This window comes from Nocardioides kribbensis (genome assembly GCF_015070375.1).
In the GTDB taxonomy this organism is placed as follows: Bacteria; Actinomycetota; Actinomycetes; order Propionibacteriales; family Nocardioidaceae; genus Nocardioides; species Nocardioides kribbensis.
This window is the reverse complement of the sequence record NZ_JADCLL010000001.1, coordinates 509,593-526,542: the sequence shown is the minus strand read 5'-3', so window position 1 is coordinate 526,542 and position 16,950 is coordinate 509,593. Positions and strand designations below refer to the sequence as shown.

Annotated in this window: 8 protein-coding genes; 2 read left to right on the top strand and 6 right to left on the bottom strand. The window is 72.3% G+C overall.

What is annotated here, in order from left to right; translation table 11 throughout:
• Window positions 1-9: 9 nt before the first annotated feature.
• The 5 genes from glgB to IR170_RS02480 form a co-directional block, all read right to left on the bottom strand.
• Window positions 10-2,202, bottom strand: coding sequence for a 1,4-alpha-glucan branching protein GlgB (glgB, locus tag IR170_RS02500; protein WP_193661077.1), 2,193 nt, complete (start codon window positions 2,200-2,202; stop codon window positions 10-12).
• Complete coding sequence (locus tag IR170_RS02495; protein WP_193661076.1) at window positions 2,199-3,689, bottom strand: maltokinase N-terminal cap-like domain-containing protein; 1,491 nt, start codon at window positions 3,687-3,689, stop codon at window positions 2,199-2,201. The genes glgB and IR170_RS02495 overlap by 4 nt, the downstream gene beginning before the upstream one ends.
• The gene (gene treS / locus IR170_RS02490; protein WP_082500235.1) at window positions 3,686-5,539 is read right to left on the bottom strand and encodes a maltose alpha-D-glucosyltransferase; all 1,854 of its coding nucleotides are present in this window, start codon (window positions 5,537-5,539) and stop codon (window positions 3,686-3,688) included. Before treS ends, IR170_RS02495 begins: the two co-directional genes overlap by 4 nt.
• The gene (locus IR170_RS02485; RefSeq protein WP_193661075.1) at window positions 5,536-7,536 is read right to left on the bottom strand and encodes an alpha-1,4-glucan--maltose-1-phosphate maltosyltransferase; all 2,001 of its coding nucleotides are present in this window, start codon (window positions 7,534-7,536) and stop codon (window positions 5,536-5,538) included. The genes treS and IR170_RS02485 overlap by 4 nt, the downstream gene beginning before the upstream one ends.
• A gap of 112 nt (window positions 7,537-7,648) precedes the next feature.
• Complete coding sequence (locus tag IR170_RS02480; protein ID WP_193661074.1) at window positions 7,649-11,074, bottom strand: M36 family metallopeptidase; 3,426 nt, start codon at window positions 11,072-11,074, stop codon at window positions 7,649-7,651.
• Between the two features lie 138 nt (window positions 11,075-11,212).
• Between IR170_RS02480 and glgP the strand changes: the two genes are divergently transcribed.
• On the top strand, window positions 11,213-13,801 hold the full coding sequence (gene glgP / locus IR170_RS02475) for an alpha-glucan family phosphorylase (RefSeq protein WP_193661073.1): 2,589 nt from the start codon (window positions 11,213-11,215) through the stop codon (window positions 13,799-13,801).
• 27 nt (window positions 13,802-13,828) lie between these two features.
• Here glgP and glgX read toward each other — a convergent pair whose 3' ends face one another.
• Window positions 13,829-16,024 (bottom strand): glycogen debranching protein GlgX, encoded by a 2,196-nt coding sequence (glgX, locus tag IR170_RS02470; RefSeq protein WP_319804880.1) that lies wholly within the window; start codon window positions 16,022-16,024, stop codon window positions 13,829-13,831.
• 135 nt (window positions 16,025-16,159) lie between these two features.
• On the opposite strand from glgX, the gene IR170_RS02465 reads away from it, so the two are divergent.
• Complete coding sequence (locus IR170_RS02465) at window positions 16,160-16,939, top strand: enoyl-CoA hydratase/isomerase family protein (protein ID WP_193661072.1); 780 nt, start codon at window positions 16,160-16,162, stop codon at window positions 16,937-16,939.
• Window positions 16,940-16,950 lie beyond the last annotated feature (11 nt).

The following is a 16,950-nucleotide window of genomic DNA, read 5'->3' as shown; positions in this document are numbered from 1 at the left end:
TGGCCCGGGTCAGGGCCGGCGGCGCAGCCAGACGGTCGCGAGCGGCGGCACCACGACGTCGGCGTGGGCCGGCTGACCGACGTGCTCGCCCGGCACGGCCGTGACCGAGCCGAGGTTGCCGACGCCGGAGCCGGTGTAGCCGCTGGAGTCGGTGTTGAGCACCTCCTCCCACTCACCGGCCGCGGGCAGGCCGAGCCGGTAGTCGTGGTGGGGGATCGCGGAGAAGTTCGTCACGCAGACCAGGTCGGCCGCGCCCTCGCCGCCGTGGCGCACGAAGGAGAACGTGTTGCGGCCGGCGTCGTTGGCGTCGATCCAGCGGAAGCCGCTCGGGTCGTGGTCGAGCGCCCACAGCGCCGGGGTGTCGACGTAGGTGCGGTTGAGGTCGCGCACCAGGGAGTGCACGCCGCGGTGCTCGGGGTGGTCCAGCAGCCACCAGTCGAGCTCGCGCGACTCCGCCCACTCCGACTCCTGGCCCATCTCGGCGCCCATGAACAGCAGCTGCTTGCCGGGGTGGGCCCACATGAAGCCGAGGTAGGCGCGCAGGTTGGCCAGCTGCTGCCAGCGGTCGCCGGGCATCTTGCGCAGCAGCGACCCCTTGCCGTGCACGACCTCGTCGTGGCTGATCGGGAGCACGTAGTTCTCCGACCAGGCGTAGACGAGGGAGAAGGTCATCTCGCCGTGGTGGTGGGCGCGGTGGACCGGCTCGTGGGCGACGTAGTCGAGCGAGTCGTGCATCCAGCCCATGTTCCACTTGAAGCCGAAGCCCAGACCGTCGGCGGAGGTCGGGCGGGTCACGCCGGGCCAGGAGGTCGACTCCTCGGCGATGGTCACGATCCCGGGCACCCGCTTGTAGGCGGTGGCGTTCATCTCCTGCAGGAACTGCACGGCCTCGAGGTTCTCCCGCCCCCCGTGGACGTTGGGGGTCCACTCGCCCTCCTCGCGGGAGTAGTCGAGGTAGAGCATCGAGGCGACGCCGTCGACGCGCAGCCCGTCGGCGTGGAACTCCTCGAGCCAGTAGATCGCGTTGGCGTAGAGGAAGTTGCGCACCTCCGGCCGCCCGAAGTTGAAGATGTGGGAGCCCCACTCCTTGTGCCAGCCGCGCTGGGGGTTGGGGTCCTCGTAGAGCGGGGTGCCGTCGAAGCGGGCCAGCGCCCACTCGTCGGTGGCGAAGTGGCCGGGCACCCAGTCGAGGATGACGCCGATGCCGGCCTGGTGCAGCCGGTCGACGAGGCGGCGGAAGCCGTCGGGGTCGCCGAAGCGGGAGTCGGGGGCGAAGTAGGAGGTGACGTGGTAGCCCCACGAGCCGCCGAAGGGGTGCTGCATCACCGGCATCAGCTCGACGTGGGTGAAGGCGAGGTCGGCGAGGTAGCCGACCAGGTCGTCGGCCAGCGCGTCGTAGTCCCACATCGAGCCGTCGTGGTGCTTCTTCCACGACGCCAGGTGCATCTCGTAGACGCTCATCGCCTCGGCGACCGGCTGCTTGGCGGCCCGCGCCTCCATCCACTCCTGGTCGGCCCAGGTGTGGGTCGACTCGTAGACCTTCGAGGCGGTCGCGGCGGGCACCTCGGCCCACGCCGCCATCGGGTCGGCCTTCTCCAGCCAGCGGCCCTCGGCGGTGAGGATAGCGAACTTGTACGCCGTGCCGCTGCCGACGCCCGGGACGAAGAGCTCCCAGACCCCCGACGTGCCGAGCTGGCGCATCGGGTGCTGACGACCGTCCCAGCCGTTGACCTCCGAGATCAGCCGCACGCCGCGCGCCGCGGGTGCCCAGACCGCGAACGACGTGCCGGACACCCCGCCCTCGTAGTGGCGCACGTGGGCGCCGAGCACGGTCCACAGCAGCTCGTGGCGGCCCTCGTTGATGAGGTGGAGGTCCATCTCGCGCACGGTCGGCAGGAAGCGGTAGGGGTCGTCGACCTCGTGCGGCTCGCCGTCGTAGGCGACCAGCAGCCGGTAGTCGGGCACCTCGTCGACGGGGAGCACACCGACCCAGACGCCCTCGTGCTCGTGGGTCAGCGCGGTCTCGCCCCAGGCGCCGCGCACGGTGACGCTGGAGGCGAGCGGCCTCAGCGCGCGCACCGTCACGCCGCCGGGGCCCGGGTGGGCGCCGAGCACCGCGTGCGGGTCGCCGTGCTGCCCCGAGACGAGCAGGTCGAGCTCCTCGGTGGGGACGGGGACGGGGTGCTGGCTCTGCGGGGTCATGCCGCTCCGATCTCAGCCACGGCCGCGAGCGGGATGTCCACCCAGGCCGGACGGTTGCGGGTCTCGTAGACGGTCTCGTAGACCGCCTTGTCGGCGAGGTAGGCGGCGAGCAGCACGTGCTCGGCCTCGCTCATGTCACCACCGCTGTAGGCGGTGAGGAAGTGGTTGCGGCTGCGGTGGGCCCACTCGGCGGCGCGCACGCCGCGCTGCTCGGCGCCGGAGGGGTCCTCCTCCAGCAGCTGGCGCTCGACCACGCGCGGGGCGTAGTCGAAGGAGCGCAGCATGCCGGCGACGTCGCGCCAGGGGGAGTCGGGCAGCAGCCGCTCGTGCAGGGGCTTGGCCGGCTCGCCCTCGAAGTCGACGATCTTCCAGCCCTTGGCGGTGCGCAGGGTCTGGCCCAGGTGCAGGTCGCCGTGCACGCGCTGCACCTCGACCTCGCCGAGCGAGGCGACGCGGTCGTAGGCGGCGCGCAGGCCCGCGGCGTGGGTCGCGAGGCCCGGCTGCACCGCGGTGGCCGCCTCGAGCCGCGCGGTCATGGCCGCACCGATCCCCGCGGTCTCCTCGGCGCCCAGCACCCGGGTCGGGAACTGCTCGGCCAGCAGGGCGTGGATCTCGCGCAGGGCCTCGCCGAGCCGGGTGGCCTCGCCGGCGAAGTCGCCACCGACCTCGTGGGCGTGCAGCTCGGGGTCGGCGAAGAGGTTGCGCACGCTGGACAGGGCGAGGTCCCAGCCGTCGCTGGCGGTGCGGAGGAACTGCTGCAGCATCGCCAGCTGCACCACCGCGCCCGTGCCGCCGTCGGCGGTCTCGTCCATCCAGTCCAGCCAGCCGTAGAGAGCGGCCACCTTGTCGCTGTCGGAGCGGGTGAGGACCTCGTGCACCTGGATGTCGGGGTTGACGCCCACGGTCACCTTGCGGAAGACCTTCATCAGCGAGTCCTCGCCGTAGGCCACCGAGGAGTTCGACTGCTCACCGGAGAAGAGCGTGGAGTGCACGTCGGTGTCGAGCTCGTGGCCGGGCAGCCGGTGGAAGGCCATGGTGCTGCGCTCGTCGGTCATGTTGCCGCCGGGGCGCGAGGCGGCCTGGTGGAAGGAGCGCAGCCAGCCCGCCATCGCACGGCGGTCGTGGAGCGCGTCGTAGGCGTGGACCCAGCCCAGGCCCGGCTCCTCCCACCAGCCGATGAAGGCGTGGTCGAGGCGGGGCTCGGGGTCGGTGTAGAAGGCCAGCGGCACCTGGTAGAGCTCCACGGCGTCGGGCGCGTCGGCGGCGACGTCGGAGTAGGTCAGCTCGACGAGGTGCACCGCCACGGTGGGCGGGCCCTCCACCTGGCCGGGCAGGATCCCGATGCGGCGGATCGCGCTGACCGCGAAGGGGCGGCCCTTGCCGGCGAACCAGCGGGTGCGGCCCAGGTAGTCGACGAAGACCTGGGGGTCCAGGTGGGTCGGGGGCGTGGTCGGGGGCGTGGTCGGGGGTGTCGTCGGGTCGCTCACAGCAGCTGTCCCTCGTGCGGCTTGTCGCTCGGTGTCAGGCGGAACCAGTAGAACCCGTAGCCGGCCAGGGTCAGCAGGTAGGGCAGCTCGCCGATCTCGGGGAAGGAGACCCCACCCAGCAGCTCCACGGGCCGGCAGCCCTCGTAGCGGCGCAGGTCGAGCTCGACCGGCTGCGGGAAGCGGGAGAGGTTGTTGACGCAGAGGATGGTGTCCTCGGTGCCGTCGTCGGCGACGTGGGTGCGCACGTAGGAGAGCACCGTGGAGTTGGAGCCGCCGAGGTCGTGGAAGTCGCCGAGACCGAAGGCCGGGTGGTTGCGACGCGCGTGGATCATGCGGCGCGTCCAGTGCAGCAGCGAGGAGGAGTTCTCCAGCTGCGCCTCGACGTTGACCGACTCGTAGCCGTAGATCGCGTCCTGCACCACCGGCAGGTCCAGGCGGCCGGGGTTGGCCGAGGAGAAGCCGGCGTTGCGGTCGGAGGTCCACTGCATCGGGGTGCGCACGCCGTCGCGGTCGCCGAGCCAGATGTTGTCGCCCATGCCGATCTCGTCGCCGTAGTAGAGCACCGGGCTGCCGGGCAGCGAGAGCAGGAGCGCGTTGAAGAGCTCGATCTGGTTGGTGTCGTTCTCCAGCAGCGGCGCCAGCCGTCGGCGGATGCCGATGTTGGCCTTCATGCGGGGGTCCTTGGCGTACTCCGACCACATGTAGTCGCGGTCCTCGTCGGTGACCATCTCCAGGGTCAGCTCGTCGTGGTTGCGCAGGAAGATGCCCCACTGGCAGTTGTGGGGGATCGCCGGGGTCTGCTCGAGGATCTCCGAGATCGGGAAGCGCGACTCGCGGCGCACGGCCATGAAGATGCGCGGCATCACCGGGAAGTGGAAGGCCATGTGGCACTCGTCGCCGCCGGACTCGAAGTCGCCGAAGTACTCCACCACGTCGTTGGGCCACTGGTTGGCCTCGCACAGCAGCACGCGACCCGGGTAGTGCTCGTCGACGTAGGACCTGACGGTGCGCAGGAAGTCGTGGGTCTCGGGGAGGTTCTCGCCGTCGGTGCCGGGGCGCTCGTAGAGGTAGGGCACGGCGTCGAGGCGGAAGCCGTCGAGGCCCATGTCGAGCCAGAACGACATGGCCTCGATCATCGCCTCGTGGACCTTCGGGTTGTCGAAGTTGAGGTCGGGCTGGTGGGAGAAGAAGCGGTGCCAGAAGTACTGCTGGCGCACGGGGTCCCAGGTCCAGTTCGAGGGCTCGGTGTCGACGAAGATGATGCGGGCGTCGGAGTAGAGCTCGTCGGTGTCGGACCAGACGTAGAAGTCGCCGTAGGGGCCGTCGGGGTCGGAGCGGCTGGCCTGGAACCACGGGTGCTGGTCGCTGGTGTGGTTCATGACGAAGTCGATGATCACGCGGATGCCGCGCTCGTGGGCCTGCTCGAGGAAGTAGCGGAAGTCCTCGATCGAGCCGATCTGGGGCAGCACGCCGGTGTAGTCGGCGACGTCGTAGCCGCCGTCGCGCAGCGGGCTCGGGAAGAACGGCGGGATCCACAGGCAGTCGACGCCCAGCCACTCGAGGTAGTCCAGCTTCTCGACCAGGCCGCGGAAGTCGCCGGTGCCGTCGCCGTTGGAGTCGCGGAAGGAGCGGACCAGCACCTCGTAGAACACGGCGGTCTTGAACCAGTCGGGCGTGGAGTACGCCGCCTCCCCGGCGTCGACGCCGGAGCTGGTGTGGCCGTCCTCGACGGGGTCGGCGCCCAGCGGCGGACCCTCGGGCGCCGGTCCGGGGCCGTCGTGCTGGTCCTCGACCGGGTCGGTGCGGGTCTCGGTGCGGGTCTCAGGGCGGGTGTCGGGGCTGGTGCTCATGCGGTCCTCCTGACGGAGAAGACGTGGGCGGGCTCGTGGTGGGGGTCGAGGCGCACGTAGTTGTGCTGGCTCCAGGTCCAGGCCTCGCCGGAGATCTCGTCGGTGACGAGGAAGGAGTCGCCCCACTCCATGCCCATCGCGGGCAGGTCGAGGTGGACGGTGGTCTCGCGGGTGGCGTGGGGGTCGAGGTTGAGCACGACGAGCACCGTGTCGTCGCGACCGGCCCCCGCGGCACTGCCCGGGGGCACCTGCTTGCTGTAGACGAGCACGTTCTCGTCGTCGCTGGCGTGGATCACCACGTTGCGCAGCTGCTGGAGCGCGGGGTGGGCGCGCCGGATCTCGTTGAGCCGCGTGAGGTACGGCGCGAGCGTGCGGCCCTCGGCCTCGGCGCCCTCCCAGTCGCGGATGCGGATCTGGTACTTCTCCGAGTCGAGGTACTCCTCGCTGCCGGGGCGCACCGCGACGTGCTCGTAGAGCTCGTAGCCGGCGTAGACCCCCCACGTGGGGGAGCTGGTGGCGGCCAGCGCGGCGCGGATCTTGAACGCGGCGGGGCCGCCGTACTGCAGGAAGCCGTGGAGGATGTCGGGGGTGTTGACGAAGAAGTTCGGCCGCATCATGTGGTCGGTCTCCGAGGACAGCTCGCGCAGGTAGTCCTCGATCTCCCACTTGGCGGTGCGCCAGGTGAAGTAGGTGTAGGACTGGTGGAAGCCGACGGCGCCCAGCCCGCGCATCATCGCCGGGCGGGTGAAGGCCTCGGCCAGGAAGAGCACGTCGGGATCGGTGCGGCGCACCTCCTTGAGCAGCCACTCCCAGAAGGCCACCGGCTTGGTGTGGGGGTTGTCGACCCGGAAGATCCGCACGCCGTGGGCCATCCAGTGCCGCACGACCCGCAGCACCTCGCGGCAGATGCCGCGGGGGTCGTTGTCGAAGTTGACCGGGTAGATGTCCTGGTACTTCTTCGGCGGGTTCTCGGCGTAGGCGATGGTGCCGTCGGCGCGGGTGGTGAAGAACTCGGGGTTGGTGGTCACCCACGGGTGGTCGGGCGCCGCCTGGAGCGCGAGGTCGAGGGCGACCTCGATGTCGAGCTCGCGCGCGCGGGCCACGAAGGCGTCGAAGTCCTCGAGCGTGCCCAGGTCGGGGTGGATCGCGTCGTGGCCGCCGTGCTTGGACCCGATCGCCCACGGCGAGCCCGGGTCGTCGGGGCCGGGGGTCAGGGTGTTGTTGGGTCCCTTGCGGTTGACCTCGCCGATGGGGTGGATCGGGGGCAGGTAGAGCACGTCGAAGCCCATGGCCGCGACCGCGTCGAGCCGCTTCGCCGCCGTGCGGAACGTGCCGCTGGTGACCGCTCCCGTGGTCTCGTCTCGGGTCGCGCCCTCCGAGCGCGGGAAGAACTCGTACCAGCTGCCGAAGAGCGCCCGGGGGCGGTCGGCGTAGAGCGGGAAGGGGCCCTCGACGGTGACCAGCTCGCGCACGGGGTGGGCCAGCAGCACCGCCTCGAGGGCGGGGTCCTGGAGGGCGGCCAGGCGTGCCTCGACCGGGCGCTGCTCGTCGACCGCGGCGGCCAGACCGGCCGCCACCAGCTCGGCGCCCCGACGGTCGTCGGCGGCCAGGTGCTCGCGCACCTGCTCGAGCAGCAGGCGGCCCTCGGTGAACATCAGGTCGACGTCGACGCCGGCGGGCACCTTGAGGCCCGCGGCGTGCTGCCAGGTGGCGATCGGGTCGGACCAGGCGTGCACCTCGAAGGACCAGGCGCCACCGGCGTCGGGGGTCACCCACGCCTCGTAGTGGTCGGGCGTCGTGGGGTGCTTGGCCATGCGCACGGGGGCGCGGCGCTCCCCGTCGGGGCCGACCAGCACCACCTCGGCGCCGAGCTTGTCGTGGCCCTCGCGGAAGACCGTGGCCGACACCGGCATCGGCTCGCCCACGGTGGCCTTCGCGGGGAGCCGACCGAGGTCGACGAGGGGCATGACGTTCATGACTGGGATGCGTCCGACCATGCGTCCACCCAACCGGCCGGCCCGCGGCGTTGCAAGGCAGGAGACGCGTCGACACCCCTGCGGGTGACCGCAGGGGTGTCGACGTACGGCGGCGGGCCCGGGCCCGCGCGACTCAGCGGGTGAAGACCTGCAGCTCCGCGGCGTGAACGATCGTGCCGCGGTCGGAGGCCGTGGCGCAGTCGGTGTCGTTGAGCGGGTCGGCGTCGGACTCACCGGCGTAGCCGGCGAAGCCGGTGCACTGGTTCTCCAGGGTCACCAGGCGCACGGCCGAGGCCTGGACAGCGCCGATGCGGAAGCTGCGCATGGTCTGGTCGGGCGCCACCGGGCGGGGGCGCCTGCCCGGGAAGGCGTCGGCCTGCGACACGAAGACCCGCTTCCAGGTGGCCCGCGGGCCCGAGCAGCCCGAGGTGCACACCTCGATCGCGAACTTCCGCAGCGCGGTGAAGCGGGAGCCGGAGTCGGGGTCCTCGTCGACGGCCAGCGGCAGCGCCTCGGGGTCGGCCGGGGCGGGGGTCAGCAGGGCGCTGACCTGGACCCGGCGGATCGTGTGCCGGCCGCCGGCGAGGTCCACCGACACCGAGGGGCGGGAGACGTCGACGTTCTGCGTGGTCACGCCGCCCCAGTTGGTGGCCTCGGTGCCGTCGATGAGGAAGGCGGCGTTGCGCGAGCCCTCGGTGGCGGCGAGGACCGTGGCGCCGGACGCCTTCGCGGCGAGGTTGGTGGCCCCGCCGATCCGCACGGTCTGGGCACCGGGGCGCACCGTCATGGTGAAGCGGCGGAAGCCCTGCTTCTCCGAGACCGCGAGCATCTCGTAGCGGCCCGGCACGAAGGCGGCGGTGTCCCGCAGCCGTCGGGTCGACCGGGACAGGTCGGCCACCGGGGTGGCGCGGGCCTCGTAGTGGCCGACGTAGACCTCGGTGTCGGGAGCCGCACCGGTGAAGCGCACGGCGCCGTTGCGCTGGCGGGGGGAGGCGAAGCTGGGCACGGTGGCCTCGGAGTCGGCGTCGGGCACCGAGGCGCCCTCGCCCATGCCGCGCTGGGCGAAGGCCTTCCACATGACGGCCTGGTCCTTGCCCTCGAAGCGCATCCGGTCGGCGGCCAGCATGGCGTCGCGGGCGTCGAGCATCGAGGTGGCGCCCTGCTGGAGCAGGAAGGAGTCGAACATCAGCTGGACCCAGCGGCGGTTGCCCGGGCACAGGTTGGCCGGCAGCGGCGAGACGGTCTGGTCACCCTGGGCGCAGCGCAGCTGGAGCCGCTCGTCGGCGTAGGGGAAGCGGTCGTCCCACTTGCGCACGAGCGCCTGGCGCACCGACCACTGGGTGCCGTTCCAGATCTCCCCGTCGGCGTGGACCTCCGCGCCGGTGGTGTCGAAGCCGTAGTCGGAGTAGTTCAGCGGGTTCTCGTCGATGGAGTAGTCGCGGATGGCCACCGACGTGTTGCCGGTGGCGTAGACGCCGACGGCCCAGATGTTGCCGCCGTTGTCGTAGCCGTGGCTGAACTGGTACTCCGCGGCCACCAGGTCGCTCCACGACTCACCCATCGCGCCGCCCTGCTCGGAGGTCAGGCCCTCGTCGGGCCCGGCGACCATCCGGTTGCTGATGGCGTGGGTGTACTCGTGGCCGACGATGCCCATGTCGAGCCCGCCGTCGGTGCAGGGGGCGTAGAAGGCCCCGGCGATGGGCTGGAAGAGGTACTGGTTGGTGATGCCGGGGATGCCGTCCTGCAGGGCGATCTGGTTGGCGTTGTCGCGCCCGAGGCCGGTGAGGTACGTCGCGCCCGTGAGGGCTCCGGCCTGGGCGTTGCCGATCTCCTGGTCGCCGCCGACGCCGCCGCGCCCGTGGTTGTCGAGCTGGAGGTTGTAGTTCTCCTCGGTGAAGCCGAGGTAGTAGGAGTAGTCGTGCATGCGGTTGTGCGAGACGAACAGGTTGCCCACCGAGGCGTCGATGTCGTTGCCGCCCGGCACGAGCTGGGCGGGATCGCACCGGGAGTTGTTCCAGGCGTCGGTGAACTCGGTGGTGTAGTCACGGGTGGGGGAGACCGGTGCCTGGAAGAAGCCGCCCGGGGTCAGCGGGCTGCCCCAGGCCTCGTGGGTGTTGGCGTTGTTGCCCACCGTGGTCAGCGTCGGCACGGTGCCGCCGACGGTGTCCCACGGCCCGACCGCGGCGGGGTTGCGGAAGGGGCCGGTCGGCGTGGTGCAGCCGGCGCCCTGGACCCAGCAGCCGATGACGGAGTTGGTCGGTGTGGCCTCGCCGAGGCTGGTCATGGCGGGGTTGGCGGTGAAGTAGCGCCAGCGCGGGTCGGGCAGGCCGGTGCCGGTCTCGGGAGCGCCCTCGTCGCTGGTCGAGACGGTCAGGGCGTACTGCCCGACGACCACCGAGGACGCGTCGAAGGGGCACACCTGCACCGAGTAGACCCCGGCCGGGATCTCCTCGGAGGTGTAGGTGAGCACCTCGGGGCTGGTCAGCAGGTCCTGGGCCAGCAGCAGGTCGCCGTCGGGGCCGAAGAGCTTGACGGTGAGGTCGTCGACCGGCGCGGCGATGCCGACGGCGTTGATGGTCCGCGTCAGGTCGTCGCCGAGCTCGAAGGTGTGCATCGGCCCGCATGCGGTGGCGGTGACGGAGCCGGTGAAGACGTCGTCGTACATCGCGTTCTCGACCTGGTTCTGCCGCACGAGGACGTCGCCGGTGACGGCGTCGACCAGGGAGGTGTAGGCGAAGGCGTCGCCCGCCTCGGTGTCGACGACGTTGGCCTCGAGGACGGGGCGCACGGAGCCGTCGGGCATCGGGAGGGCACGCAGGCGCACCTGCTGCTCCTGGGCGAAGCCCGGCACCTGCAGCCGGGTCCAGCCGCCGGAGACGGAGTCGACGACGTCGTCGACGAGTCCGGTGTCGAAGGTGGGGCGCACGTCGCGGGCGGCGGCCACCCAGCCCTCGAGCGGGCTGAGCGAGGCCGCCGGGGGCGCGGCGGTGGTGCGCGCGAGGGAGGAGGAGACGTAGGCGACGGTGCCGTCGGCGGCGATGCCGACGGTGACCAGGCCGCCCCGGGCGGGGGCCAGCCCGCCGAAGTCCTGGCGCAGGAGCACGGCGCGGGCCGCGGTGTCGGGCATCGCCTGGTCGTTGACCAGCACCAGGCCGGCCAGGTCGGCGGCGCGCAGCCCGAAGAGGCCCGCGTGGTCGGCCAGCCAGGCGCGGGCGGTCTGCACGGGGGTGCCGGTGTCGGGGCCGAGGACGCCGTCGGCGGGCAGGATCGAGGACGGCGTGCCGGAGGCGTTCCACCGCAGGTCCACGTCGCCCAGCGCGGCGACGGCGGCGCGCTGCGAGGCCAGGGGCGCGACCGCGTCGCGCACGTCGAGGTCGGCCAGCCCGGCGACCGGGTCGCCGAGGGTGACCACGTCGTCGGGGTGCAGGGCGGGGTCGGCCGTGGCCGCGACCGGGGAGGTGCCGGCCACGGCCGGCAGCTGCGTGAGACCGGGCAGCACGGCCGCGGTCAGCAGGGCGAGGGCGGCCGTGGTGCGACGGCGCCTGGCGGGAGGTGTCATGGCCAGCACAACGGCGGGTGCGGGCCCGACGTTATGCGCGGGCACGCCACAAAACACGAACGTGACACGGCGCCGCCGGGCGGTCCCACCTCGACGGCGCCTCTTGGAACGATCAAGTCCAGCCGCTACCTTGCCGGGATGCGCGCCATCCGCCGGTTCACCGTCCGTCCCGTGCTGCCCGAGTCCCTCGCTGCGCTCGGCGAGCTCGCGGGCAACCTGCGCTGGTGCTGGCACCCGCCGACGCAGGACGTGTTCGCCGCCGTCGACCCCGCCCTGTGGGAGTCCAGCGGTCGCGACCCGGTCCGCCTGCTCGGTGCGGTCTCGCGGGCCCGCCTCGACGCGCTGGCCCGCGACGAGGCCTTCCTGGGCCGACTGGAGCAGGCCCGTGCCGACCTCGCGGCCTACCTCGGCTCGCAGCGGTGGTACCAGCGGGCCACCGCGAGCGGCTCGCTGGAGGGTCCGCGCGCGGTCGCCTACTTCTCCCCGGAGTTCGGGATCACCTCGGTGCTGCCGCAGTACTCCGGGGGCCTCGGCATCCTGGCCGGCGACCACCTCAAGGCCGCCAGCGACCTCGGTGTGCCGGTGGTGGGCGTCGGCCTGCTCTACCGCCACGGGTACTTCACCCAGGCGCTGTCGCGCGAGGGGTGGCAGCAGGAGACCTACCCGGTGCTCGATCCTGACGAGCTGCCGATCTCCCTGCTGCGCGAGCCCTCGGGGGAGCGCGCGCTCATCAGCCTGGCCATGCCCGACGGACCCGAGCTGCTCGCCCGGATCTGGGTGGCCTCGGTCGGACGGGTGCCGCTCCTCATGCTCGACACCGACGTCGAGGGCAACCCCGAGCACTACGTCGACGTCACCGACCGCCTCTACGGCGGCACCAGCGAGCACCGCCTGCGCCAGGAGCTGCTGCTGGGCGTCGGCGGTGTGCGCGCCCTGCGCGCCTTCGCCCGCATCACCGGCCACCCCGCTCCCGAGGTCTTCCACACCAACGAGGGCCACGCCGGCTTCCTGGGCCTGGAGCGCATCCGCGAGCTCACCGCCGACCCCGCCGGACCGGGGCTGGACTTCGACACCGCGCTCGAGATCGGCCGCGCCTCCACGGTCTTCACCACCCACACGCCGGTGCCGGCCGGCATCGACCGCTTCTCGCGCACCCTGGTCGAGCAGTACTTCTCCGACGCCGGTCCGACCCCCGGGGTGCCGGTGGAGCGCGTCCTCGCCCTGGGCGCCGAGGACTACCCCGGCGGCGACGCCGGCGTCTTCAACATGGCCGTCATGGGCTTCCGCCTGGCCCAGCGCGCCAACGGCGTCTCGCTGCTGCACGGCGAGGTCAGCCGCGGCATGTTCCACGGCCTGTGGCCGGCCTTCGACGAGGCGGAGGTGCCGATCGGGTCGATCACCAACGGCGTGCACGCCCCGACCTGGGTGGCCCGGGAGATCCTCGAGCTGGCGGCCGGCGAGGGCGCCGACCCCGACGGCGACGACACCGAGGCCTTCTGGGCGGCGGTCGACACCGTGCCGGCGGAGCGGATGTGGGCGGTCAAGCGGCAGCTGCGCGAGCGGCTGGTGCACGAGGCGCGCCGGCGACTGGTCGCCTCCTGGGAGCACCGGGGCGCCTCGCGCGCCGAGCTCGGCTGGGTGGACTCCGCGCTGGACCCCGACGTGCTGACGGTGGGCTTCGCCCGCAGGGTGCCGTCGTACAAGCGACTCACGCTGATGCTGCGCGACCCGGCCCGCCTCACGCGGCTCCTGCTCGACCCCGACCGCCCGGTGCAGCTGGTGATCGCGGGCAAGTCGCACCCCGCCGACGACGGCGGCAAGCGGCTGATCCAGGAGCTGGTGCGCTTCGCCGACGACCCCGCGGTGCGGCACCGCATCGTCTTCCTGCCCGACTACGACATCGCCATGGCCCAGCCGCTCTACCCCGGCTGCGACGTCTGGCTCAACAACCCCCTGCGGCCCTACGAGGCCTGCGGCACCTCGGGGATGAAGGCCGCGCTCAACGGCGGGCTCAACCTCTCCGTCCTCGACGGGTGGTGGGACGAGTGGTACGACGGGGAGAACGGCTGGGCCATCCCGTCGGCCGACGGCGTGGAGGACACCGAGCGCCGCGACGACCTCGAGGCCGACGCGCTCTACACGCTGCTCGAGAACGAGGTCGCGCCCCGCTTCTACGACGTCGACGCCGCCGGCGTGCCGACCCGGTGGGTCGAGATGCTGCGCCACACGCTGAAGTCGCTGGGGCCGAAGGTGCTCGCGACCCGCATGGTGCGCGACTACGTGCGCACCCTCTACGCCCCGGCCGCGGCCACCTCTCGGGCGCTGGGCGCCGAGGAGTCGGGGGCCCGGGAGCTCGCGACCTGGAAGACGCGGGTCCGCGCGGCGTGGCCGGGCGTGCGCGTCGAGCACGTGGAGTCCAGCGGGGTCGGCGACGCCCCCGAGGTGGGCGCGGTGCTGAGCGTGCGCGCCTTCGTGGCCCTCGGCGACCTGGCGCCCGACGACGTCACCGTGCAGCTGGTGCACGGCCGCGCCACCGGCGAGGACGAGCTGGTCGACACCGTCACCGTCGACCTCGCCGTCGGCGAGACCTACGAGGGGGGCCGCCACCGCTTCGACGGCGAGGTCGTGCTCGACCACTCGGGGCCCTTCGGCTACACCGCGCGGGTCGTGCCGCGGCACCCGCTGCTGGCCTCGGTCGCCGAGCTGGGCGTGGTGGCCCTGCCCTGACCTCCGGGTGCGTCCGGGCCGCGGCGGCTACTCGGTCTGCTGGAGCACCAGCACCGAGCGGCTGCCCAGCACCAACCCGTCGCCGGCCTTGACGGCGGTGCCGACCGGCAGCTCGACGTCGGTGCTCACCACGACCTCCCCCGCGCGCACCCAGTCGTTGACCGGCAGCTCGATGCGGCTCGGTCGCGAGCTGGAGTTGAGCCAGATCATGAACGAGCTGTCGAACTGCTGCTGCCCGCGCGGGCCGGGGGAGCGCAGCGGCGCGCCCGACAGGAAGAGGGCGACCGTCTTCAGACCGTGGTCGTGCCAGTCGGCGTCGGTCATCTCCCGGCCCGTCGGGTGGATCCACGCGAGGTCCTTCGGACCGCCGCGGATGGTGGGTCGCCCCTCGAACCAGTGCCGCTGGCGCAGCGCGGCGTGGTCGCGACGCAGCCGGAGCGCGGCCTTCGTGACGCGCAGGACGTCGAGCCAGGCGTCGTCGTCGGACCAGTCGATCCACGACAGCTCGTTGTCCTGGCAGTAGGCGTTGTTGTTGCCGCGCTGGGTGCGCCCGCGCTCGTCGCCGGCGGTGATCATCGGGACGCCGTTGGACAGGCAGAGCGTGGCCATCATGTTGGCGGCCTGACGCCGGCGCAGCTCGAGCACCTCGGCGTCGTCGGTGTCGCCCTCGACGCCGTGGTTCCAGGAGCGGTTGTTGTCGGTGCCGTCGCGGTTGTCCTCGCCGTTGGCCTCGTTGTGCTTGTGGTCGTAGGACACGACGTCGCGCATCGTGAAGCCGTCGTGGGCGGTGACGAAGTTGACCGAGTTGTAGGCCGAGCGGCCGTCGTCGGCGTAGAGGTCGGACGAGCCGGCGAGCCGGGTCGCGACCCGGTGGATGCCCGAGGACTGTCCCCGCCAGAAGTCACGGATGGTGTCGCGGTACTGGTCGTTCCACTCCACCCACGGCGGGGGCATCCGGCCCACGAGGTAGCCGTCCATCGAGGCGTCCCACGCCTCGGCGATGAGCTTCACGTGGCGCAGGATCGGGTCCTGGCCGATGGCGGTGAGCAGCGCGCAGCGCATGTCGATGTCGTAGCCGGTGCGGGTCAGCGCCGACATCAGGTCGAAGCGGAAGCCGTCGACGTGCATCTCGGTGACCCAGTAGCGCAGCGAGTCGAGGATGAGCCGCAGCGCCTGCGGGTCGTCGGTGTTGACCGTGTTGCCGCAGCCGGTGACGTCCCAGTAGGTGTCGACGAAGGTCGACGCCCCGGTCTTGTCGTCCACGGTGGGCTTGACCCGCTTGTAGAAGCCGCGGTCGTCGAGGCCGCGGAAGGACAGCGTGGGGCCGAGCGGCCCCGCCTCGGCGGTGTGGTTGTAGACGACGTCGAGGATGACCTCCAGGCCGGCCTGGTGGAAGGCCTTGACCATCTTCTTGAACTCCACCACCTGCTCGCCGCGGTCGCCCGTGGCGGCGTAGGCGTGGTGGGGGGCGAAGTAGCCGATGGAGTTGTAGCCCCAGTAGTTCGACGCGCCGCGCTCGGTCAGGCCGGGCTCGGAGACGAACTCGTGGATGGGCAGCAGCTCGACGGCCGTGACCCCGAGGTCCTTGAGGTAGTCGATGACCGCGGGGTTGGCCAGGCCGGCGTAGGTGCCGCGCAGCCACTCGGGGACCCGGGGGTGCAGCTGCGTCATGCCCTTGACGTGGGCCTCGTAGATCACGGTGTCGCGCCAGCGGCGCCGCATGGGCGCGTCGCCCTCCCAGTCGAAGGAGGTGTCGACGACGACGCTGCGCGGCACGTGGGGCGCGGAGTCCTCGTGGTCCTGCTCCGACGGCGCGCCGCGGACGTAGCCGAAGGTCGCGGCATCGGGGGTGTAGTCGCCCGAGACCGCCAGGCCGTAGGGGTCGAGCAGGAGCTTTGCGGGGTTGAACCGCATGCCGCGCTCGGGGTCCCACGGGCCGTCGACGCGGTAGCCGTAGCGGGTGCCGCGCGGCAGGGCGGGCAGGGCGCCGTGGAAGATGCCCAGCGACCGCTCGGTGAGCGGGTAGCGGGTCTCCACGTCCGGGCCGGGCCCGTCGGGGCCCTCGGGGCCGTCCTCGAAGATGCAGACCCACGCCTCGGTCGCCGCCGGGGCGTAGACCGCGAAGTTGGTCGACTCCTGGCTCCAGGTCGCGCCGAGGGGCCAGTTGCGGCCGGGCCAGACCGGCGAGGTCTGGCCGAGGTGGGTCCACTTGGTCGGTGTCACGGCATGCATCATCGCCGATGGTGGCAGCATGCCGGAGGACTACCGCCCAAACCCGGGCCCAGCACCGACCGCAGCACCGACCGCAGCACCGACCGCAGGACGACCGCAGGACGACGACAGGGAAAGAGGACGACGATGGGTGAGCTCGTGCGGCTGGAGGTCGCCGACGGCGTCGGCACCATCCGGCTCGACCGGCCGAAGATGAACGCCATCAGCGTGCAGGTGCAGGAGGAGATCCGCGCCGCGGCCGCCGAGGCCACCGACCGCGACGACGTGCGCGCCGTCGTCGTCTACGGCGGCGAGCGCGTCTTCGCCGCCGGCAACGACGTCAAGGAGATGGCCGACATGTCGCACGTCGACATGGTCAAGCGGTCGGGCCCCCTGCAGTCGGCGGTCACCGCGGTGGCCCGCATCCCCAAGCCCGTCGTCGCCGCCGTCACCGGCTACGCCCTCGGCGGGGGCTGCGAGCTGGCCCTGGCCGCCGACGTCCGCTTCGCCGCCGACGACGCCGTGCTCGGCCAGCCCGAGGTGCTGCTGGGCATCATCCCCGGCGCCGGCGGCACCCAGCGGCTCAGCCGCCTGGTCGGCCCGAGCCGCGCCAAGGACATCATCTTCACCGGACGCTTCGTGAGGGCCGAGGAGGCGCTGGCCATCGGCCTGGTCGACCGGCTCTACCCCGCCGCGTCGGTCTACGAGGAGGCCGTGGCCTGGGCGCGCCAGTTCAGCACGGCAGCGGCGTACGCCGTGCGCGCGGCCAAGGAGTGCGTGGACCGCGGCCTGGAGACCGACCTCGAGACCGGCCTGGAGATCGAGCGCCAGCAGTTCGCGGCGCTCTTCGCCACCCGCGACCGCGAGATCGGCATGACCTCCTTCGTGGAGCAGGGCCCGGGCAAGGCGGTCTTCGAGGGGCGCTGAGCCCGCTGAGA